18 protein-coding genes are annotated in these 19,748 nt (G+C 72.5%); 10 read left to right on the top strand and 8 right to left on the bottom strand.

The features are described from left to right. Positions 1-35: 35 nt before the first annotated feature. The 3 genes from ACPPVX_RS11990 to ACPPVX_RS12000 are packed head-to-tail and all read right to left on the bottom strand — an operon-like array spanning position 36 to position 2,293. Entirely contained in the window at positions 36-983 is a 948-nt protein-coding gene (locus ACPPVX_RS11990; protein WP_426570789.1) for an SDR family NAD(P)-dependent oxidoreductase, read from the bottom strand. Between the two features lie 39 nt (positions 984-1,022). Next, complete coding sequence (locus ACPPVX_RS11995; protein ID WP_426570790.1) at positions 1,023-1,739, bottom strand: hypothetical protein; 717 nt, start codon at positions 1,737-1,739, stop codon at positions 1,023-1,025. Further along, entirely contained in the window at positions 1,736-2,293 is a 558-nt protein-coding gene (locus ACPPVX_RS12000) for an RNA polymerase sigma factor (protein ID WP_426570791.1), read from the bottom strand. Before ACPPVX_RS12000 ends, ACPPVX_RS11995 begins: the two co-directional genes overlap by 4 nt. A gap of 134 nt (positions 2,294-2,427) precedes the next feature. On the opposite strand from ACPPVX_RS12000, the gene ACPPVX_RS12005 reads away from it, so the two are divergent. The 3 genes from ACPPVX_RS12005 to ACPPVX_RS12015 all read left to right on the top strand — a co-directional run bounded on the left by ACPPVX_RS12005 (position 2,428) and on the right by ACPPVX_RS12015 (position 6,742). Then, positions 2,428-2,967, top strand: a complete 540-nt coding sequence (locus tag ACPPVX_RS12005; protein ID WP_426570792.1) for a cupredoxin domain-containing protein — start codon at positions 2,428-2,430, stop codon at positions 2,965-2,967. A 279-nt stretch (positions 2,968-3,246) separates the two neighbouring features. Next, a complete protein-coding gene (locus ACPPVX_RS12010) occupies positions 3,247-5,961 on the top strand; it encodes a helix-turn-helix transcriptional regulator (RefSeq protein ID WP_426570793.1) in 2,715 nt (904 codons plus the stop codon). Positions 5,962-6,022: 61 nt separating this feature from the next. After that, the gene (locus ACPPVX_RS12015; RefSeq protein WP_426570794.1) at positions 6,023-6,742 is read left to right on the top strand and encodes a hypothetical protein; all 720 of its coding nucleotides are present in this window, start codon (positions 6,023-6,025) and stop codon (positions 6,740-6,742) included. A gap of 49 nt (positions 6,743-6,791) precedes the next feature. On the opposite strand, the gene ACPPVX_RS12020 is transcribed toward ACPPVX_RS12015, so the two are convergent. Both ACPPVX_RS12020 and ACPPVX_RS12025 read right to left on the bottom strand, forming a co-directional pair. Further along, a complete protein-coding gene (locus ACPPVX_RS12020) occupies positions 6,792-7,589 on the bottom strand; it encodes a helix-turn-helix domain-containing protein (protein WP_426570795.1) in 798 nt (265 codons plus the stop codon). 36 nt (positions 7,590-7,625) lie between these two features. Beyond that, positions 7,626-7,988: a nuclear transport factor 2 family protein gene (locus tag ACPPVX_RS12025; RefSeq protein WP_426570796.1), complete on the bottom strand. Its 363-nt coding sequence runs from the start codon at positions 7,986-7,988 to the stop codon at positions 7,626-7,628. 196 nt (positions 7,989-8,184) lie between these two features. On the opposite strand from ACPPVX_RS12025, the gene ACPPVX_RS12030 reads away from it, so the two are divergent. The 6 genes from ACPPVX_RS12030 (at position 8,185) to ACPPVX_RS12055 (ending at position 16,620) form a co-directional block, all read left to right on the top strand. Continuing rightward, positions 8,185-10,395, top strand: coding sequence for a DHA2 family efflux MFS transporter permease subunit (locus ACPPVX_RS12030; RefSeq protein ID WP_426570797.1), 2,211 nt, complete (start codon positions 8,185-8,187; stop codon positions 10,393-10,395). A 46-nt stretch (positions 10,396-10,441) separates the two neighbouring features. Next, positions 10,442-11,176 (top strand): SDR family NAD(P)-dependent oxidoreductase, encoded by a 735-nt coding sequence (locus ACPPVX_RS12035; RefSeq protein WP_426570798.1) that lies wholly within the window; start codon positions 10,442-10,444, stop codon positions 11,174-11,176. A 353-nt stretch (positions 11,177-11,529) separates the two neighbouring features. Beyond that, complete coding sequence (locus ACPPVX_RS12040; protein ID WP_426570799.1) at positions 11,530-13,392, top strand: DUF2264 domain-containing protein; 1,863 nt, start codon at positions 11,530-11,532, stop codon at positions 13,390-13,392. After that, the gene (locus ACPPVX_RS12045) at positions 13,389-14,348 is read left to right on the top strand and encodes a dihydrodipicolinate synthase family protein (protein ID WP_426570800.1); all 960 of its coding nucleotides are present in this window, start codon (positions 13,389-13,391) and stop codon (positions 14,346-14,348) included. Before ACPPVX_RS12040 ends, ACPPVX_RS12045 begins: the two co-directional genes overlap by 4 nt. Continuing rightward, positions 14,345-15,751 carry an NADH:flavin oxidoreductase gene (locus ACPPVX_RS12050; protein WP_426570801.1) on the top strand — a complete coding sequence of 469 codons (1,407 nt, stop codon included), beginning with the start codon at positions 14,345-14,347 and terminating at the stop codon, positions 15,749-15,751. Before ACPPVX_RS12045 ends, ACPPVX_RS12050 begins: the two co-directional genes overlap by 4 nt. Positions 15,752-15,897: 146 nt before the next feature. After that, complete coding sequence (locus tag ACPPVX_RS12055) at positions 15,898-16,620, top strand: SAM-dependent methyltransferase (RefSeq protein WP_426570802.1); 723 nt, start codon at positions 15,898-15,900, stop codon at positions 16,618-16,620. A gap of 9 nt (positions 16,621-16,629) precedes the next feature. On the opposite strand, the gene ACPPVX_RS12060 is transcribed toward ACPPVX_RS12055, so the two are convergent. Further along, positions 16,630-17,028 carry an SHOCT domain-containing protein gene (locus ACPPVX_RS12060; protein ID WP_426570803.1) on the bottom strand — a complete coding sequence of 133 codons (399 nt, stop codon included), beginning with the start codon at positions 17,026-17,028 and terminating at the stop codon, positions 16,630-16,632. Between the two features lie 159 nt (positions 17,029-17,187). On the opposite strand from ACPPVX_RS12060, the gene ACPPVX_RS12065 reads away from it, so the two are divergent. Beyond that, on the top strand, positions 17,188-17,886 hold the full coding sequence (locus ACPPVX_RS12065) for a hypothetical protein (protein WP_426570804.1): 699 nt from the start codon (positions 17,188-17,190) through the stop codon (positions 17,884-17,886). On the opposite strand, the gene ACPPVX_RS12070 is transcribed toward ACPPVX_RS12065, so the two are convergent. Together ACPPVX_RS12070 and ACPPVX_RS12075 are read right to left on the bottom strand one after the other, a co-directional pair. Then, positions 17,887-19,050, bottom strand: coding sequence for a zinc-binding dehydrogenase (locus tag ACPPVX_RS12070; protein WP_426570805.1), 1,164 nt, complete (start codon positions 19,048-19,050; stop codon positions 17,887-17,889). It abuts the gene before it with no gap. Beyond that, the gene (locus ACPPVX_RS12075) at positions 19,047-19,685 is read right to left on the bottom strand and encodes a hypothetical protein (protein ID WP_426570806.1); all 639 of its coding nucleotides are present in this window, start codon (positions 19,683-19,685) and stop codon (positions 19,047-19,049) included. Before ACPPVX_RS12075 ends, ACPPVX_RS12070 begins: the two co-directional genes overlap by 4 nt. Between the last annotated feature and the right edge of the window lie 63 nt (positions 19,686-19,748).

Consider the following 19,748-nt stretch of genomic DNA (forward strand, 5'->3'; position numbering starts at 1 on the left):
CGCGGTCGGGCGAGGATCAGGTCATCAGCGGACGATCAGGCGGGGAACGACTCGGCTACGAGCTCCTCGGAGCGGGCCCACAGCGCCTTCGCCGAATCGGGATCGAGCGCGTAGGCGAAGACGCCGGTGGGGCTGTTCTGGTCGTCGGTGATCGACGCCACGCCGCAGTCCTCGCAGTAGTTGCCGCCCATCTCGTCGGCATCCGCGGTGAACCCGGCCCACACGCTGGTGGCCGCGCCCTGGGGGACCGTCTTCCAGTTGGTGGGCCGCCCGGCACGGGCCGCCTGCAGCGTGGACAGGGTCTCCTCCGTGAGGTGGCGGCCGAGGTCGGTCATGATCGAGCCGGGGTGCACGGCGGCCGACCGCTGGCCGGCGTCGCGGCCGCGGCGGTCGAGCTCCACGGTGAAGAGCACGTTGGCGGTCTTCGAGCGCCCGTACGAGATCCACGGGTCGTAGGCGGTCTGCTCGAAGTTGATGTCGTCGAGCACCACATCGCTGAAGCGGTGCCCGGCGGACGAGAGGTTGATGATGCGGGCGGGACCGCCCGCCAGGAGCGGCCGTAGGCGGTTGACCAGCAGGAAGTGGCCGAGGTGGTTGGTGCCGAACTGCAGCTCGAAGCCGTCGTCGGTCCGGCCCTCCGGGCAGCCCATCACCCCCGCGTTGGCGATGATGGCGTCGAGACGGTCGTGGCTTCCGCTCACCTCGTCGGTGAAGGCGCGGATCGACGACAGCGACGCCAGGTCGACGGCGCGCAGCTCCACCGAGGCGCCGGTGGCGGCCGCCGCGGCGCGCACCGGCTCGGCCGCGGCCTCGCCCTTGGCGACGTCGCGGACGCCGAGCACCACGTTGGCGCCGCGGGCGGCGACGGCGCGAGCGGTCTCCTGGCCGAGACCGGAGGATGCGCCCGTGACGAGCACCCAGTGGCCGGTGAGGTCGATGCCGTCCAGCACGTCGTCGGTGGTCGATTCGAATCCGAAGGTCATGGCCGGGAGCCTCGCGCGCCCCCGGCGGCGCCGCTCGGGTCAGCGGGCGAGCTCGGCCTCGAGGTTCTCGCTGCCCGTGGTGCTGACCAGCCGGACGCGGCGCAGGTCGTAGGTGGGCACCGAGACGGTGGCGCTCCAGTGGGGCACGCCGCCGGCCCCGACCTCCAGCTCGCCGGCGGTGTACGGCCGCCCCGACTCGTAGTCGCACTGCACCCGGTAGGTGCCGGTGGGGGCGCCGGCGTCGACCGCCACCACCAGCTGGGAGGCCGCCCCCGCGGTCCCGACCGATCCGTGGTCGACGTGCACGCTGCCGACGGCCGCGCCGTCGGGGGTGGTGAGCACGCCGTGGGCTCCGGCGCCGGCGGCGATCTCGGTGCTGCCGGGGCGGCTCGGTCCCTGCTGGTTGCGCCACTGGACGATGCCGCCGGCGGCCAGGGCCAGCACCACCGCGGCCGCGGCGGCAGCCACCCACCGCAGGCGCCGGGAGCGTCGGGGTGTGGCCGGCAGCGCGACGACGCCACTGGCGGCCTCGTCGAACCCGGCGAGGGCCCGCAGCTCGAACCCGCTCGACGGCTCGGCCGCGGGTGCGCTGGCGATGACCGCATCGACGGTGCTGGTGAGGCGGTCGAGCTCCCGCCGGCACTCCGCGCAGGCGTCGAGGTGGTCGAGCGCGGCGGCGCGCTCGTCGCCGACCGCGATGCCGAGCGCCAGCTCGGGCGCCACGTCCCGGAACCGGTCGCAGGCGGTGGCGCTCATCGGGTGGCCTCGGTGTCGAGGAGGGTGCGCAGCTTGCGCAGGCCGGTGCGGATGCGGGTCTTGGCGGTGCCCAGCGGGATGTCGGCGATGGCCGCGATCTCCGCCGCGGTGAGCCCGTAGAACGCGGCGAGCAGCACGGCCTGGCGCTGGTCGGCCGGCAGCTCGGCCAGCGCCCCGCGGGCCCGGTCGATGTCGAAGTCGAGCTCGGCGTGGTCGCTCGGGGACCGCTCGGCCGAGGGAAGCGCCAGGGCCAGCATGGTCTCGGGGTCAGCGGGCACGGCCCGGCGCAGCCGGACGGCGTCGAGCGCGGCGTTGCGGGTGATGGTGAGCACCCACGGCGCCACCTTGCCGCGCCGCGGGTCGAACGCGCCGGCGTGGCGCCAGATCCGCACGAACGCATCTTGGGCCGCGTCCTCCGCGCTGTGGCGGTCGCTCAAGATGGTGAGCGCCAGGCCGAACACCCGCTGCTGGTAGCGGCGCACGAACGTGCGCGCGGCCGACCCGTCGCCGGTGGCGATGCCGGCGAGGAGCGCTTCGTCAGACGCGGACCACATGCCAGGTGTACGGCCGAGGACCGCTTTGGGATTGCGCGGCACCAGAAGATCGTACGGCGGCAATCCCTCTGGCGGTCCCGTCCGTAGTACCCCCGACGGACCGGCACCCCGCCGGCTGACACGGAGGACTCGTTATGACCCGATCCCGGACCCTCGGCGCCGCTCTTGCCCTGGCCCTCACCCTCGCATTCGTGGCCGCCGGCTGCGGGAGCAGCGGTGGGAGCGACAGCAGCGGCACCACCGCACCCGCCAGCGGCAGCGCCGCGACGGGCGGAGCACCCGTCGCGCTCAGCGGCAAGGTCACGAACAAGGGCACCAAGGACATCTCGTCGGCGGGCATGAAGACCAACCTGACGGTCGAGATGGACGACAACTACTTCAAGCCCACGTTCATCAAGGCGGCACCTGGAGCCAAGGTGACCGTCGAGCTGAAGAACGAGGGCAGCAACCCCCACACGTTCACCCTCGCCGACTCGAGCATCGACCAGAAGGTCGACCCTGGCAGCAAGGCCACCGTCACGGTGACCGTGCCGATGTCGGGCTCGCTCGACTTCCACTGCGACTTCCACGGCACCATGGGCATGCAGGGCGCCTTCTACTCGGGCACCGCAGCGTCGTCGTCCAGCACCACCCCGTCCACCACGGCGGCTTCTTCCGGCCGAGGCGGGTACTAGCCAGCTACGAGCCCTCCGGGCTCGTCGCCGCCATCGATCGCGGTGCGGCCTCGGTGGCGGCGCCGGCCGGCTGGAGGGCCCGTCGGGAGCGGACCCTGCGCTCGGCGCGCCGCGCCCAGGAGCAGCGCCCTCGACGATCTATGCCACCTGGGGGATGTTCACGGCTCGGTCGGCGCAGAGAATCGCAGCATGATCGCTTCGGGTGCACCTCCCCTGGATGCTCGGCGGTGCGAGGTGACCGGTGCCGGCGATTGCGGCGATGCGTACGATCGGCCGTTGATGCCGCTTCCGCTGCCGATCACGCCGCTGATCGGCCGGGGCGCGGCCCTGGTGGAGTTGGCTGCGATCCTCGATCGGGAGCGGCTGGTCACCGTCACCGGCGCAGGTGGGTGCGGGAAGACGCGGCTCGCGTTGCGGCTCGCCTCCGACGCGGCCGCGGCGGCCGGCCGTGACGTGTGGTTCGTCGAACTGGCGTCGGTGCGGGATGCGCAGCTCGTGGCCGGCGTCGTCGCCGCGGGGGTGGGGGTGCGGGAGGAGCCCGACCGTCCGGCGGGTGACACCTTGGCGGAGCAGCTGCGCGATCGGGAAGGGCTGCTCGTCCTCGACAACTGCGAGCAGGTCCTCGATGGGGCCGCTCGGCTGGTGCTCGAGCTGCTGTCGACGGTGCCGGGGCTGACGGTGCTCGCCACCAGCCGCGAGCCGCTCGGGTTGGCCGGAGAGGTCGGATGGCGGGTGCCATCGCTGGACGACGCGTCTGCCATCGAACTGTTCGTCGAGCGGGCGTCGCGGGTGCGCCCGGGCTACGCACCCGACCCCGAGCAGGTCGAGGTGGTCCGTCGCATCTGCCAGCGCGTCGACGGCTTGCCGCTGGGCATCGAGCTCGCCGCCGCACGCGTCCGGATGATGCACCCGGAGCGCATCGCGGCCGGGCTGGACGATCGCTTCCGCCTGCTCACGGGCGGCGATCGCCTCGCGATGCCACGGCAGCAGACGCTCGAGGCGTCGATGGCGTGGAGCTACGAGCTGCTCGACGCGGCAGAGAGCGCCACCCTGCGACGCCTGTCGGTCTTCGCGGGTGGCTTCACGCTGGAGGCGGCGGAGCTCGTGGGCGCGGACGACGGTGTGGACCCGTTCGCCGTGCTCGACATCGTGACCCGCCTCGTCGACAAGTCGCTGGTGAGCGTCGACCCCGGCGGTGCCCGGTACCGCCTGCTGGAGTCGGTGCGCGTGTATGCCCGTGATCGACTGATCGAAGCCGGCGACGCCGATGCGGCACGGGATCGTCACCTCGAGGTCTTCGTCGCCGCGGTGACCCGCATCGAGCCGGAGCTGGCCCTGGCTGACGGTCCGCGGTGGTTGGCGGCCCTCGAGATCGATCTCGACAACGAGCGTGCGGCGCTGGAGTGGGCTGATGCCACCGGACGTACGGATCTCTTCCTCCGCCTGGTGACCGGACTGACGCTGTTCTGGGAACTTCGCGGGCACTTGGTCGAGGGCGGCCGTTGGTTCGCCCGGGCGTTGGCGCAGGAGCCCACCGACGGTGGCGACGTCGTCCGGGCCCGCGCCCTCTGGGGGGCCGCCCACGTGGCGCTGTACAGCGATGACTTCGCGGTGGCCATGGCGCTGGCGCCGGAAGCCCTGGCGCTGGCCGAGTCCGTCGGAGACGCCTGGGCCAAGGCCCGGGCGCTGAACACCATCGGCTACGCCCAGCTGTGGACGGACCCGCCCGCCGCTCGGGAGGCCCTCGACGCCAGCGTCTCGCTCGGCCGCTCGCTGGGTGACAACTGGGCCATCGCCGACGGCCTGAAGATGATCACGGTCTCGTGGATGGCCGAGGACGACCATGAGGCGCTCGCCGGCGCGCTCGACGCCCTCGACGAGGTGGCGGCCTCGCTGCACAACGTGTTCTTCGCCGCGTGGTGCCATGCCGGCCGGGGGATGAGCGCGGTCCACCGAGGTGACGTCACCGCCGCTCGCGATCACCTGCACCGCGCCCTGCAGGCCTGCCGCGAGGTCGGCGATCCCGCGACGGCCGGTCTGGCGATCGCATGGCTCGCCGAGCTCGAGCTCCTCACCGGCGACCCGGCCGCAGCCCAGGCGCGCCTCGATGCCTTCATCGCCCGGGCCCGGGCGACGGGAGGGGAGATGGGCGTGCACCACGCCGAGCTCGGCCGGGCGACCGTCGCGCTCAGCGTCGGCGACGCCGCTGAGGCCCATCGCATCGTGACGGCCCGCCTGGCCAAGCCGTGCCTCCCGGTGTTCCTCACCTGGGCTCGCATCCTGCTCGGCACGGCCGACACGGCGCTCGGCGAGACCGCGGACGCGAAGGCCGCGCTCGCCAAGGCGCGCAAGGGCGCCGCTCGGCTCGGGAACCCGTGGTTGCACGCCATGGTCGATCATCAGCTCGGTGCGGTTGCCCGTGCCGACGGCGAGTACGGCGACGCCGAGGACCTCGAGCACGCCGCGCTCCAGCAGTGCGTCGAGGCCGGCCTGGTTCCCGGGATCATCGAGGGCCTCGAGGCCGTCGCCGGGCTGGCCCTCGAGCACGAGAGCGCGGCGGAAGCGGCTCGGCTCTTCAGCGCCGCCGCCACCCTGCGCGCTCGCCGTTCGATCGCCCGATGGCCCAGCTGCCAATCCGCCTACGACCGCGATCTTGCTCGCACCACGGAGCTGCTCGGCGCCGACCGGTTCGCCGCCGCCTGGAGCGAGGGCTCGGAGCTCGACATCAGCCAAGCCGTCGCCTACGCGACCCGCGCCCGGGGCGAGCGCAAGCGGCCCTCGATGGGTTGGGCCAGCCTCACGCCCACGGAGAACCAGGTCGTGGCCCTGGCCGCGGAGGGTCTCACCAATCCGGAGATCGCGGCGCGCCTCTTCATCGCCCGGGGGACCGTCAAGGTCCACCTGAGCCACATCTTCGCCAAGCTCGGGGTCGCAACCAGGACCGAGCTCGCGTCAGCGGCAACCCGCCGCGAGGTCGAGCGCACCGAGAGCTGACCCTCCGGGCGCCACCCACCCTCCGCCACCAGGCGGAGCCACAGCTACCCAGGAGCTCACGATGATGCACCTCCAACCACCCGCTGCCGCCGCGCCCGCGCCGACGCTCCGCCGGACGAACGACCTCACCTGGCGCCGCGCCGGGGCGGCATCAGGCGCCGTCGGAGCGGCGGTCTACGTCGCCAGCGCCTTCGCTGGGGGCTCGCCCCTCGCGCCTGACGCATCCGCGACCGAGATCGCGGCTCATCTGCGCGAGGCGCGCACCGGCCTGCTGCTCGGCTTCCTCCTGGCGTCGATCGCCGTCACGTTCCTGCTCTGGTTCCTCGGCTACCTCCGCGACTTCCTCGCGGTCGAGGGCGGCGCGCCTGCGCTTGCCAACGCGACGTTCGCTTCCTGGATCGCCCTGCTGGCCATCATCCTGGGAGGCACGGTCCCACTCGCCGCGATCGTCTGGCGAGGTGCGGGTGGCCTCGACCCGGCGCTCGTGCAGCTCGCCTTCGATGCCAACAACCTGTCCCTGTACGCGTTGAGCGCCGGCGCGGCCCTCGTGTCCGTGCTCGCCCCCATCATCGTGATCTGGCGGTCAGGGGTGCTGCCGCGCTGGCTGGTGGTGCTCGGGGCGATCGAGATCGCGGCCAACGTCGTCGAGCTCGGAGGCATGTTCACCAGGAGCGGATTCAACGCGGCGGGCTACGCCGGTGGCGTCGGCCCGTTCCTGTGGATCCTGTGGGTCGGCGCCCTCAGCATCACGATGACGAGGCGCGTGACCGCCGCCGACTGAACGCTCCTCGGCCCGGTGCGCGGCCGGTGGCGACGATGCGGGCGGGTCGTCAGCCGGTTGGGCCGCGCAACGCCGCCTCGGTGGCGGCGTCGGCCGGGTAGAAGAGCTCGACAGCGAGCTCCGCCAGCGTGATGTCGCGAGGGGTGCCGAACGAGGTGAGGGTGGTGAACAGCGCCAGGACCTGGCCACCCAGGTCGAGCTCCACCGGCACCAGCAGACCGGTGGGCGCGTCGTCGAGCCAACGGCCCGAGCCGACCAGGTGGTCGATCACGGGGTAGGCGTGCACCTCGCGCTCCAGCTCGAGCAGCCCCGGGTCGGCGGAGCGGACCGCCATCCGGTGCAGCTCGCTCAGCAGGTAGGTGGCCCACGGCTCGAGGTTGCGCGTGATGCGAGCCAGGCCGTCGGGGTGCAGGCAGGCCCGGAACACGTTGACGGGAGGCGCGGCCAGCTCGGGCGGCAGCACTGCGGTGAGCAGCCCGGCGGCCTCGTTCGCCAGGACGATGTCCCAGCGGGCATCGATCACCACACCGGGGTACGGGTCGTGGGCCGCCAGCAGGCGGGTGAGCGACGAGCGCACCTGGTCCATCGCCGGATCGTCCAACGGGGTCTCCTGGTAGCGAGGGGCGTACCCGGCGGCGAGGAGGAGGGCGTTGCGCTCGCGCAGGGGCACGTCGAGGTGGTGGGCGAGGGTCAGCACCAGCTCGGGGCTGGGCCGCGACCGGCCGGTCTCCACGAAGCTCAGGTGGCGGGCGGAGACGCCCACCTCCAGCGCGAGGTCCAGCTGGCTGCGACGGCGGCGCCCCCGCCACTCCTTGACCAACGGGCCGACGCCCACCGTCGCTGCCATGTCACTGCTCCTCGTGGTCGCTTCCGGTCCAGGCTGTCATGCCGCGGCGAGGTCGCCGAAGAAGCCGACGATGCGGACGATCCGCCCGTCGTCGAGCTCGGCGACATCGGTGCCGCTGACCGCCACCGTCCCGTCGGGCGCCACCAGGTCCCAGCCGTAGCGGGCGAACGCATGGTGCTCGTCGACCGCCGTGGTGCGGCGGAAGGCGTGGCCCGGGTAGTGGGCCAACACGGCGTCGGTCAGGCCCGAGATGGCGTCGATGCCGCTGCCGTCGAACGGTGGATCGAGCAGCTCGCCGTCGGCGGCCCACACGTCGGTGAGCAGCTCGACGCGCCGCTTCGGGTCGGGCTCGGCGTACGCGGCCAGGTGGGTGTCGATGAGGGTGGTGGTGTCGGTCATGGGGTGCTCCGATGGCTCGGTGGATGGTTGCTCCACCGATCGTGCGCCCGAGGCCGCGGAAGATCGATTACCCGTCAGGTAGTGCCGGAGCGGCCCGGGCCGCCGGGCGACGGGGATCTGCTCCAGGGCGGCCCATGGGTGAACGCCGGCGCGATGACCTGGTGACTTCTCGGCCGGAAGCTGTGAGACTCCCCGCATGGGCGACGCGGGCAGTGCCACAGCGGACGACCTCGATCGGCTCTCCACCGACGAGCTCGAGGCGGAAGGAGCCATCCCCAGCGATCCCAACCGCTGGACGATCCTCGGCGTCTTGTGCCTGGCCCTGCTGATCGTCGGCATCGACGGGACCATCGTCAACGTGGCGCTGCCCACGCTGGTCCGCGACATCGGAGCGTCGTCGAGCGAGCTCCAGTGGATCGTCGACGCCTACACGATCATCTTCGCCAGCACCTTGCTGATCGCCGGCAACACCGGCGACCGGTTGGGCCGGAAGTGGACGCTCATCGTCGGCCTCGTCATCTTCGGCTGCGGATCGCTCGCCTGCTCGCAGGCGGGCTCGGCCCACGCCCTCATCGCCATGCGCGCCGTCCAGGGCCTGGGCGCGGCGTTCATCATGCCGAGCACCCTGTCGATCCTCACCAACGTCTTCGGCAACCCGGCCGAGCGGGCCCGGGCCATCTCGATCTGGGCCGGGGTGTCGGGCCTCGGCGTGGCCATCGGGCCGCTCGCCGGCGGCTACCTGCTCGAGCACTTCTGGTGGGGCTCGATCTTCCTGGTGAACGTCCCGATCGTGATCATCGCGGTGATCGCGGCCTCGGTCCTGGTGCCCAACTCGAAGGACGCCCACCCGCAGCGGCTCGACATCATCGGCACGCTGCTGTCGCTGTTCGGGCTGGTCGCCATGCTGTTCGCCATCATCGAGGGCCCGTCGCGCGGCTGGACCGATCCGGTGATCCTGGTGTGCGGTGCGGCAGCGCTGGTGCTGCTCACGTCGTTCGTGCTCTGGGAGCGCCACACCGACCACCCGATCCTCGACGTCACGTTCTTCAAGAACCCCCGGTTCTCGGCGGCGTCGGTGGCGGTCACGCTCGTGTTCTTCGCCATGTTCGGCGCCATGTTCTTCGTGACGCAGTACCTCCAGTTCGTGCTGGGGTTCTCGGCGCTCAAGTCGGGTGCCTGCCTCATGCCCATCGCCCTGGCGTTGATGGTGGCGGCGCCGCTCAGCGCCAAGCTCGTCGGCCGGTTCGGCACCAAGATCGTGGTGGCCACCGGGCTCGGGCTCGTGGGCCTCGCCCTGCTCATCTTCTCCCGGGTGACGGTCACGAGCGGGTACCCGCTCGTAGCCCTGGTGCTGGTCATCGTGGGTGTCGGCATGGGCTTCGCCATGGCGCCGGCGACCGACTCGATCATGGGCTCGCTGCCCCCGTCGCGCGCCGGCGTCGGCTCCGCGGTGAACGACACCACGCGCGAGATCGGCGGCGCCCTCGGCGTGGCCATCCTGGGCAGCGTCACCGCCGCCGTGTACACGAGCCAGATCCGGTCCAACCCGAACTACGAGGCGCTCGCCAAGGCGTCGCCCGAGGCCGCCAAGGCCGTCTCCGACTCGGTGGGCAGCGCGTCGATCGTGGGCGCGCACCTCCCGGCCCAAGCCGCCCAGCTGATCACCGACGCCGCCAACGAGGCGTTCGTGGTGGCGCTCCAGCACACCGTGATCGTGGGTGCGCTGGTGGCGTTCGCGGGTGCGGTCGTGGCGGCGGTGTGGCTCCCGGCCCGCCCGGTCAGCGCCGACGAGGATGCCACCGAGGGCATCGAGGACCTGGTGGCCACGAGCGCCCGGTCGCTGCCCAACCTGTCGCGCCGAGATCTGGCCGGGGCCACGCTCGACCTCCTCGCCGAGGCCGGGTTCTCGAGCCTGTCCTTCAGCGGCATCGCCACCCGCTCCGGCGTGAGCACCAACAACCTCGACCGCTACTGGGGCTCGCGCGTCGATGCCGTCGTCGACGCGGTCAACGAGGTCTTCGCCCAGCACCCCGTCGAGGACACCGGCGACATCGTCGACGACCTCAACGGCTACGCCGAGTCGCTCCGCGAGGTGATCGACACGCCCAAGGGGCGCGCCGTGCTGGGCTCGCTGATCGCCGCGGCCGCCAACGATCCGGTGCTCGACGCCGAGCTGCGCCGCCGCCTGGTGGAGCCGCGCCGCGAGCAGCTCGTCGGTCGGATCGACCGGGCGGTCACCGCCCTGCAGCTCCCGCCGAGCACCGACATCCAGTGGCTCGCCGACGCCATCAGCGGACCCATCTGGCTGCGCGCCCTCGTCACGAGAGACCCGCTCGATGCCGAGTTCACCGGCCATCTGGTCGACGAGGCGCTCCGGGTGGTGGGCGTCGCCGGGCCGGTCGACTGACCACCGGACAAGATGGGCGGTCTCGCCCCCGTCGATCGGAACCACCGTGGACCTCACCGGCCAAGCCATCATCGTCAGCGGATCGTCCAGCGGCATCGGCGAGGAGGTGGCCCGCCGGTTCGCCGCCCTGGGCGCCGGCATCGTCGTCAACTCGGCGTCGTCGGTCGAGGCCGGCGAGCGCATCGCCGGTGAGCTGCCCGATGCCGTCTACGTGCGGGGCGACGTGGGCGACCCCGCCACCGCGGCCGCGCTGATCGGCGCGGCCGAGGGCCGCTGGGGCCGCCTCGACGGTGTGGTCAACAACGCGGGCGTGACCTGCGAGGTGCCGCTCACCGACATCGCCGCGGTGACGGCCGAGCACTGGGACAAGATCCTGCGCACCAACGTGGTGGGCACGTTCCTGCTGAGCCAGGCCGCGCTTCCGCTGCTGCGCGAGGCGCCCGACGGTTGGATCACCAACATCACGTCGCTCGCCGGCGTCCGCCAGACCGGCAGCTCGCTGCCCTACGCCGTGTCGAAGGCGGCGCTCGACCACCTCACGACGATCATGGCCAAGCACGCCGGCGGTGGCGTGCGGGTCAACGCCGTGGCCCCCGGCCTGGTCGCCACGCCCTGGACCGAGGACTGGGACGCCATGAAGGAGGGCGTGACCGCGATCGCCCCACTGCACCGGGTGGCCACCGCGGCCGACATCGCCGAGGCGGTGGTGGCCCTGGTGGGCATCCGCTACGCCACGGGCCAGACCCTCGTGGTCGACGGCGGGCTGGGCCTGGTCATCTGACGTGCTGCCGGGCTTCGCCCGGGCTCACGCCAGGCGGGGGAGCTGATCGAGCCGGACCTCGTTGACCGCCGGCTCGCCGGCGGCCCACCGCCCGATCTCCTCGGCGACGTGCTCGCCGCTCCCACAGCTCGAGGCCGTCGAAGCCCGCGGCGGCGAGGGGAGCGAGCCAGTCGGCGACCACCGTCGACGGGGCGCCCGAGGGATCGAGGGTGGCCCAGCGGTTGGCTCGATCGCGACCGTGCCGAGCAGGACGGTCCCCGCGGTCACGGTCACCGGCCGGACGAGGGGGGTGGGCAGGTCACCCGTTGGTTGTACTGCAAGCGCAGGTCGGCTCGCTGCGACAAGATCGTGCGGTGCCGCCGTTCGACGTCGCCCGCCTCGGCGGGAACCCGCTCGCTCTGGGCCCGCTCGAGACCCGGGCGCACCTGCAGCGCGCCGTGCTCGACCTCCACCGACCGCTCGGCCCGCGCACCAGCCGGGGTGGCGCTCGGGTGCGGGTCGGGAGCGGAGGCGCCCTGTTCGACCAGGCGGCGGCGGAGCTCGAAGGGTTCGCCCGGCCCCTCTACGGGATCGTCCCGCTCGTGGTGGGCGGTGGCGCGTTCCACGGCTGGGACCGCATCTGCGCCGGGCTGGAGGCCGGCACCAACCCGGGTTCCGACGAGTACTGGGGGCCGGTGGAGGGAGATCTCGACCAGCGCATGGTGGAGCAGGCGGCCATCGGCCTCGCCCTCGCCTTCTGCCCGGAGTGCACGTGGGACCACCTCGGGCCGGTGGCGCGGGAGCGGCTCGTCACCTGGTTGTGGGGGATCTTCGACCACGACCCGGCCAACAACAACTGGCAGTTCTTCCGCATCCTCGTGGCGCTCGGGCTGCAGCGGGTGGGCCAGCCGTTCGCCATCGACAAGGTGGAGGAGTCGTACCGGCTGCTCGAGACGTTCCGCCGCGGCCACCACTGGTACGTCGACGGCGAGCTGGAGAACGTCGACTACTACGTCCCGTTCGCGTTCCACACCTACGGGCTGATCTGTGCGGCGGCGTCCGATGTCGGCCTGGGCAACCCCGGCTACGCCGAGCTCTACCGCGAGCGCGCCGCGGGCTTCGCCGCCGACTTCCGCCACTGGTTCGCCGCCGACGGCGCCGCCATCCCCGTGGGCCGCAGCCTCACGTACCGCTTCGCCATGAGCTCGTTCTGGGGCGCGCTGGCGTGGGCCGACGTGGCGTCGCCGGTGCCGTGGGGCGAGGCGAAGGGCCACACCCTGCGCAACCTCCGCTGGTGGTCCGACAAGGCGATCAGCGAGGCCGACGGCCTGCTGTCGGTGGGCTACACGTACGCCAACCGCACCCTCGCCGAGAGCTACAACTCGCCCGGCTCGCCCTATTGGTGCATGAAGGCGTTCTTGGGCCTGGCGGCCCCCGCCGACCACCCGTACTGGGCCGATCCCGAGCTGGCCGCGCCCGCCGCCGACGCTCCCGTCACGCTGACCGATCCCGGGTGGGTGGTCACGCGCGATGACGACCAGGCCGTCGCCCTGGTGGCGCGTCCGGGCTGGCCCATCGAGTTCCCCGAGCAGGCTGGGGCCAAGTACCGGAAGTTCGCCTACTCGTCGGCCTTCGGCTTCAGCGCCGATGTCCCCGATGTCTCGGGCACGTACGTCACCGACTCGACCCTCGCACTCACCGATGCCGAGGGCAACCGCCGGGCCCGCCTCGGCGTCGACGTCGCGGGCGTCGAGGACGCGATGAGCTGGAGCACCTGGTACCCGTGGCCCGACGTGCGCGTCGATTCGGTCTGCTTCGCCGTCGACGGGCGCTGGCACGGGCGGCTGCACCAGATCCGCACGGCTCGGAGGCTGCGCGCCGTCGAGACCGGGTTCGCGGTCGGCTACTCGCCCACGCGCCACGCGCTCACCGCCGCCGCCGCTCCGGTCACCGATCGGGCGGCCCTCACCACCGAGCACGGCACCACGGCGCTCATCGGCCTCCCCGCCTTGGGGGAGGAGCGGACCGGGTGGGTGGCGGCCGTCGCCGTCAACGCCAACCTGATCCGGCCGAACGCCGCGGTCCCCGCCCTTGCCTGCGCGCTGGGCCAGGGTGTGCACCGGCTGGGCGCGCTGGTCTATGCCAGTCCCAGCCAGCCGCTGCCCGACGAGCGGCCCGACGTCCCCGACGCCGCCACCGCCCTGCTCGACCGCATCATCCACGAGGACCTCCCGTGACCACCCTCGAACCCGCCGACGTGGCCTCGCTCCTCCGGCCCCGTCGGCGCATCACCGGCATGTCCGCGATCCTCCTGCCGATCGCCGCCGACGGCGGCACCGACTGGTCGGCGCTCGAGGCGCACATCGCGCGCACCCACCGCGCGGGGTTGGCGCCGGCCGTCAACATGGACACCGGGTACGTGCAGCTGATCGACGTCGAGACCCGCGAGCGGGTGCTCGACCTGGCCCGAGCCACGGTGGCCGGCGGCGGCTTCGTGGCGGGGGCGTTCGTGGCCGACCAGCCGGGCGCGCCCTACGACGAGGACGCCTACGCCGCCGCCATCGAGCCCATCGTCGAGCGCGGCGGCACGCCGGTGATCTTCCCGTCGCACGGCCTCAACGCCCTCGACCCCGATGCGTGGGTGGCGGCGATGTCCGGCATCGGCCGGCGCGTCGACCGGTTCATCGGCTTCGAGCTCGGGCCCCAGTTCGTGCCGTACGGCCGGATCTACCCGCTCGAGGCCTACCGCGGTCTGCTCGACGTGCCGCAGTGCGCCGGGGCCAAGCACTCGTCGCTCAGCCGGCAGGCCGAGTGGGACCGGCTGGCGCTGCGCGACCAGCTCCGACCCGAGTTCCAGGTCCTCACCGGCAACGACCTGGCGATCGACATGGTGATGTACGGCTCCGACTACCTGCTCGGCCTGTCGACGTTCGCGCCCGAGGCGTTCGCCCGCCGCGACCAGCTGTGGGAGCAGGGCGACCCGCGCTTCTACGAGCTGAACGACCTGCTCCAGTACCTCGGCCACTTCACCTTCCGCGCCCCCGTCCCCGGGTACCGCCATGATGCGGCGATGTTCCTCCACCTCCGCGGCTGGGCCGCCACCGATCGCACGCCGGCGGGCGCGCCCCAGCGCCCCGACTCCGACCGTGCGGTCCTGGCCGACATCAGCGCCCGCATCGATGAGCTGACGTGAGGTATCCGCAGGTCAAGAAGTTCACCACGGTCGACCAGCTCCGCGACCGGTGCGCCGAGCTGGGGATCGACATCCCGCTCGCCGACGCGGTCGACGCCGGCGGCCGGCTCGCCGAGGCGGTGGAGGTGCACGACGCCGGCGCCGGCACCCTGCGCATCCCCAACCGCTTCGCCATCTTGCCGATGGAGGGCTGGGACGCCGGCACCGACGGCCGGGCCACGAACCTCGTGCGCCGCCGCTGGGCGCGGTTCGGGGCCTCCGGTGCCGGCCTGGTGTGGGGCGAGGCCACCGCCGTGCGCCCCGACGGCCGGGCCAACCCGCACCAGCTGGTGATCGACGAGTCCACCATCGACGGCATCGCCGCGCTGCGCACGCTGCTGGCCCCCGGTCAGGTGACCGGGCTGCAGCTCACCCACTCGGGTCGGTGGTCCCGGCCCGATGGCGCTCCGCTCCCGCGCACCGCCTACGCCCACCCGGAGCTCGACGGTCGGGTCGGGGTCGGCGCCGAGGCCGTGTTCGCCACCCACGAGCTCGACGAGCTGGTCGAGCAGTACGTGGCCGCCGCCGTGCTGGCCGCCCAGGCCGGGTTCGACTTCGTCGACGTCAAGCACTGTCACGGCTACCTCCTCCACGAGCTGCTCTCGGCCCGCGACCGCGGCGATGCCTACGGCGGCAGCCTCCACGGCCGCACCACCTTCTTGCGCCGGGTCGCCGCCGGCATCCGGGAGCAGGCGCCGGGCCTGGCGATCGCCGTGCGCCTCTCGGTCTTCGACCTGATGCCGTTCGCCCCGGGGCCCGGCAGCGTGGGCGTGCCGGTGGTGGACGGTCCCTATCCGTACGCGTTCGGGGGCGATGGCACCGGGCTCGGGATCGACCTCGCCGAGCCGCACGCGCTGCTCGATGCCATCGAGGCCCTGGGGATCGGGCTCGTCTGCACCACCGCAGGCAGCCCGTACTACAACCCGCACGTGCAGCGGCCGGCGTACTTCCCGCCCTCCGACGGCTACAAGCTCCCCGAGGATCCGCTGGTCGGCGTGGCCCGCCAGCTGACCGCCACCGCCGAGCTGACCGCGGCCCACCCGAACCTCACCGTGGTGGGCTCGGGCTACTCGTACCTCCAGCAGTGGCTGCCGCACGCGGCGCGGGCGGTGGCGGAGGCGGGCGGAGCCAGCCTCATCGGTCTCGGCCGCATGGCGCTGTCGCACCCCGACCTCCCCGCCGAGGTCCTCGCCGGCCGCCCGCTCGACTCGCGGCTCATCTGCCGCACGTTCAGCGACTGCACCACGGCCCCCCGCAACGGCTTGGTCTCAGGCTGCTTCCCGCTCGACCCCTTCTACAAGGACCACCCGCAGCGCGTGGAGCTGGCGGCCGTCAAGAAGGCCACCCGCGCCCCCACCCCCTGAGCCCGGCACGGATCAGGGCCACCCCAGTCCGTGATCGGTGCCAGGTTCAGATTTCGGGGGCGGTGTGGGTGTTGCCGATCCGGCAACGGTGGTTGCCGGATCGCGCGATCCCGTCCAACCTGCACGGGAACGAAGGAGGTTCGACCATGACCGCGAACGAGTCGGTATCCAGTGGAGCGCACGGGTCGGCACACGACTCGGGGCAGGTGCACGCCGAAGGGCACCAGCACGACCACGAGCGGGAGCACGAGCTCGAGACCCGCGAGTTCTGGGAGGAGCGGTACCGCGACCGTCCGCTGATCTGGAGCGGCCGGGTGAACCCGGTGCTGGCCGCCGAGGTGGGGTCGTGGCCGCCCGGCCGGGTGCTCGACCTGGGGTGCGGCGAGGGCGGCGACGCCATCTGGTTCGCCGAGCGCGGGTGGGAGGTCACGGCGGTCGACGTGTCGGCGGTGGCCATCGAGCGGGGGACCGAGGCCGCCGAGGCTGCGGGCGTGGCCGATCGCATCTCGTGGGAGCGCCACGACCTGGCGGTGTCGTTCCCGGTGGGGACGTTCGACCTGGTGTCGGCCCAGTTCTTCCAGTCGCCGATCGACCTGCCGCGCGCCGAGATCCTGGGTCGGGCGGCGGCGGCGCTGAGGCCCGGCGGCGCCCTGCTGGCGGTGTCGCACGCGGCGTTCCCGCCGTGGTCCACCCAGCACGACCCGAAGCACCGGTTCCCCACACCGCAGGAGGAGCTCGACGCGCTGGCGCTCGATCCGGCGCGCTGGGACACGGTGCGCTGCGAGGTGGTCGAGCGAGAGGGGAGCAGCCCCGACGGCCAGACCGGCACGCTGCTCGATGGCGTCGTGCTGGTCCGCCGCCGGGGCTGACCCGGGCCGTCAGGCGAGGATCTTCGCCTTCTGGACCTCGAACTCCTCGGGGCTGAGCACGCCGTTGTCGCGCAGGTCGGCGAGCCGCTGGAGCTCGCCGGCCGCGGTGGGCGGCGGCGTGCCGGCCGCCTGGCGGACGTAGGCCTGGGCCGCCTGGTCGCGGGCCGCGGCGTCTTCGAGCCGGTGCTCGGTCATCTTGTGGCCGCGTGCGATCAAGTAGACGAACACGCCCAGGTACGGGGTGATGATCACGAAGAGGATCCAGAGGAACTTGGCGAAGCCGCTGAGCTCGTGGCTGCGGAAGATGTCGGCGAACACCACGATCAGCAGGTAGATCCACAGGAAGAACATGGTGAACCAGACGAACGACCAGAAGATCTGTCCGGTTCCGAAGTCGGAAGCCAGCATGGGGGTGCCTTTCGTTTGCGGCCCCGGGAGGGGGGACCTGCCCAAGTCTGGGCGCCGAGCCGTGGTGCCGCGGGTGATGGCTGACCCACCCTCCCCCGTCTCGGGTGAAGTCGTCCGGCGCCAGGGAACAAGGGGGCTCGGATGATGGTTGAAATGTGTATGACTGAAGCTTCTGCTACCACCGTCCCCGACCTGCCGGGCGGCCCCTACGACCTCGAGTTCTTCTTCGACCCGGGCTGTCCGTTCGCCTGGCAGACGTCGGTGTGGATCCGGCGCGTGGCGGAGCTCCGGGACCTGAACGTGGGCTGGCGCTTCATCTCCCTCAAGTTCATCAACGAGGCCAACGAGGACCTGTCCGAGTCGATGGCCGAGGCGCAGCAGCGCGGCCTCCGGTACCACCGCATCTGCGCGGCGGCCCGGGAGCAGTTCGGCAACGACGCCGTCGGCGACCTGTACCGGGTGTACGGCGAGGCCTTCTGGTACGCCAAGGGCGAGGGCGACCTGACGGATCGCTTCGCCGGTGCCGCCGCCGCCGTCGAGCCGGCCAAGCTGCTGGCCGAGGCGGGCCTGCCCGACACCCTGCTGGCGGCCGCTGACGACGACTCGTGGGACGGCCTGATCCGCGCCGAGAGCGACGAGGCGTTCCGCCGCACCGGTCCCGATGTGGGCACCCCGATCATCACCTTCGGCCCGCCCACGGGGAACTCGCTGTTCGGCCCCGTCATCAGCGACATCCCGAACGACGAGGACGCGGTCGCGGTGTACGACGCGGTCCGCACCCTGGCCGACCACGCCGGCTTCTCCGAGCTCAAGCGCACCGCCCGCGCTCCGCTCGACCTCCCGCTCCTGGCCCACTGATCACGGAGCGGTGGCGGCGCTCCGGGGGTCGATGATGATCTTGGCGTGCTGCTCCGGGTCCTGGAGGGCGTCGAACGCGGCGTCGACGCCGTGCAGCCCGACCGTCCCCGTGACGATGGGCGAGGCATCGACCTTGCCCTCCGCCAGGAGGTGCAGCGCGTCGCGGAACTCGAGCGGCGTGTAGCCGACGACGAACCGGAGGTCGATCTCCTTGTTGATCGCCATGGCCGGTCGGAACGTGTCGTCCTCCATGCACACGCCCACCACGACCACGCGCGAGAACAGGGGCGCGGTGCTGATCAGCCCGTCGATGATCCCGGGCACGCCGACGCACTCGAAGATCACCGGCCGCTTGGGCCCGGCGCCGAGCTTCTCGGCCGTCCGCCACACGGTGGGCCAGGGCAGGGGCAGCTTGCCGCGCTGGATCTTCTCGATGATGGTGATGGCACCCCAGGCGGCGTCGGGCACGGTCTGCACGAAGCCGGCGTCGCCGAGCGTGTCGTAGGGCGTGCCTTCGCTCGGGTCGACCACCACGTGCGCGCCGCACGCGGTGGCGAGGGCGCGGCGGCCGGGGGAGTAGTCGCTGGCGATGATCGTCCGCACCCCCTTGGCCTTGAGCACGGCGATGACGGCGAGGCCGACGGGGCCGCAGCCGATGACGATCGCCGTGTCCTTCTTGGCGATCTCCGAGCGGCGCACGGCGTGGTACCCGACCGCCATGGGCTCGGTGAGCACGGCGACCTCGGGAGCGAGGCCGTTGGGCAGCGCGAGCATCAGCGCCTCTTCCACCAGGACCTGTTCGGCGTAGCCGCCGGGTGCGGCGGCGGACAGGCCGATGGCGTGCACGTCGGGGCCGGTGCGGATGAGCGGGACGGCGACGACGGGGGTGCCGACGGGGAGCTTCCGGGCCGCCTTGGGCCCGTAGTCGGCCACCTCGCCGACGAACTCGTGGCCCAGCACCACCCGCTGGTCGGCGCGCATGAACCCGTCGTAGCCCGCCTCGGCCAGGATGTCGGCCTGCTCGTCGGCGTGGTGGCGGGCGTGGAGGTCGGAGCCGCAGATCCCGCAGCCGGTGACCTCGACGATCACCTGGCGCTTGCCCGGCTCGAGGGCGGGGAGCTCCACCACCTCGAGATCCGACTCGTGGCAGACGACGGCCTTCACGAGGGGAGCATGCTGTCGTCGAACGCCGGGAGCGGCTTGATGAACGGGTCGAGGAGCCGTCCTGCCTGCTCGGCGGTGAGCACGTCGGCGGGGTCGAGCCGGATCAGCGCCTTCTCGGCGTCGTCGAACTCCCAGACGTCTTCGCCGAGGAGCCGGCCGTGGTCGTCGTAGGGCCACAGCATCATGATCTGGGAGCGCAGCAGGTACATGGCCTCGGGGTCGATGTCGAGGCCGGTGCCGGCCACCTCGGAGCCGAGCGTCTGCTGGTAGCCGATGCCCCTCCCCACCACCATGTGGTCGCCGACGGCGACCGATTCGTCCTCGACGTAGAACACGCACTGGTCGGTGGCCGTCCAGTGGCCGTAGAGCGCGGCCACCTCGTCCTTGCCGTGCAGGGCGAACCGGCCTTGGGCGATCAGGTCGAAGCGGTAGTGCGGTTCGTCGACGGTGAGGGCGGGGTCGAGGATCTCCTCCCAGCGCCCGGCCGACTCGAGGTAGCGGTGCCGCAGGTACGCCTGCAGGAGGTACCGGTGCCGTGGGTCGTCGGTGTGCTCGAGCACCTTCTCGACGGCCACGTTCTGCCTCGTGATGTCGAGGCGGCTCACGTCGAACTGAGAGGAGTCCAAGAGCTTCATGGCGTGACGTCGCTTCCTGATCGTTGGCCTACCAGGGCTGGCACTCGCGAGGCGTGAAATCGG

Source organism: Aquihabitans sp. McL0605 (assembly GCF_049993875.1).
GTDB lineage: Bacteria > Actinomycetota > Acidimicrobiia > Acidimicrobiales > Iamiaceae > Aquihabitans.

Coding starts and splice junctions, on each gene's coding strand:
- ACPPVX_RS11990 (WP_426570789.1), bottom strand. CDS start 983: ATGACCTTCGGATTCGAATCGACCACCGACGACGTGCTGGACGGCATC.
- ACPPVX_RS11995 (WP_426570790.1), bottom strand. CDS start 1,739: ATGAGCGCCACCGCCTGCGACCGGTTCCGGGACGTGGCGCCCGAGCTG.
- ACPPVX_RS12000 (WP_426570791.1), bottom strand. CDS start 2,293: ATGTGGTCCGCGTCTGACGAAGCGCTCCTCGCCGGCATCGCCACCGGC.
- ACPPVX_RS12005 (WP_426570792.1), top strand. CDS start 2,428: ATGACCCGATCCCGGACCCTCGGCGCCGCTCTTGCCCTGGCCCTCACC.
- ACPPVX_RS12010 (WP_426570793.1), top strand. CDS start 3,247: ATGCCGCTTCCGCTGCCGATCACGCCGCTGATCGGCCGGGGCGCGGCC.
- ACPPVX_RS12015 (WP_426570794.1), top strand. CDS start 6,023: ATGATGCACCTCCAACCACCCGCTGCCGCCGCGCCCGCGCCGACGCTC.
- ACPPVX_RS12020 (WP_426570795.1), bottom strand. CDS start 7,589: ATGGCAGCGACGGTGGGCGTCGGCCCGTTGGTCAAGGAGTGGCGGGGG.
- ACPPVX_RS12025 (WP_426570796.1), bottom strand. CDS start 7,988: ATGACCGACACCACCACCCTCATCGACACCCACCTGGCCGCGTACGCC.
- ACPPVX_RS12030 (WP_426570797.1), top strand. CDS start 8,185: ATGGGCGACGCGGGCAGTGCCACAGCGGACGACCTCGATCGGCTCTCC.
- ACPPVX_RS12055 (WP_426570802.1), top strand. CDS start 15,898: ATGACCGCGAACGAGTCGGTATCCAGTGGAGCGCACGGGTCGGCACAC.
- ACPPVX_RS12060 (WP_426570803.1), bottom strand. CDS start 17,028: ATGCTGGCTTCCGACTTCGGAACCGGACAGATCTTCTGGTCGTTCGTC.
- ACPPVX_RS12065 (WP_426570804.1), top strand. CDS start 17,188: ATGACTGAAGCTTCTGCTACCACCGTCCCCGACCTGCCGGGCGGCCCC.
- ACPPVX_RS12075 (WP_426570806.1), bottom strand. CDS start 19,685: ATGAAGCTCTTGGACTCCTCTCAGTTCGACGTGAGCCGCCTCGACATC.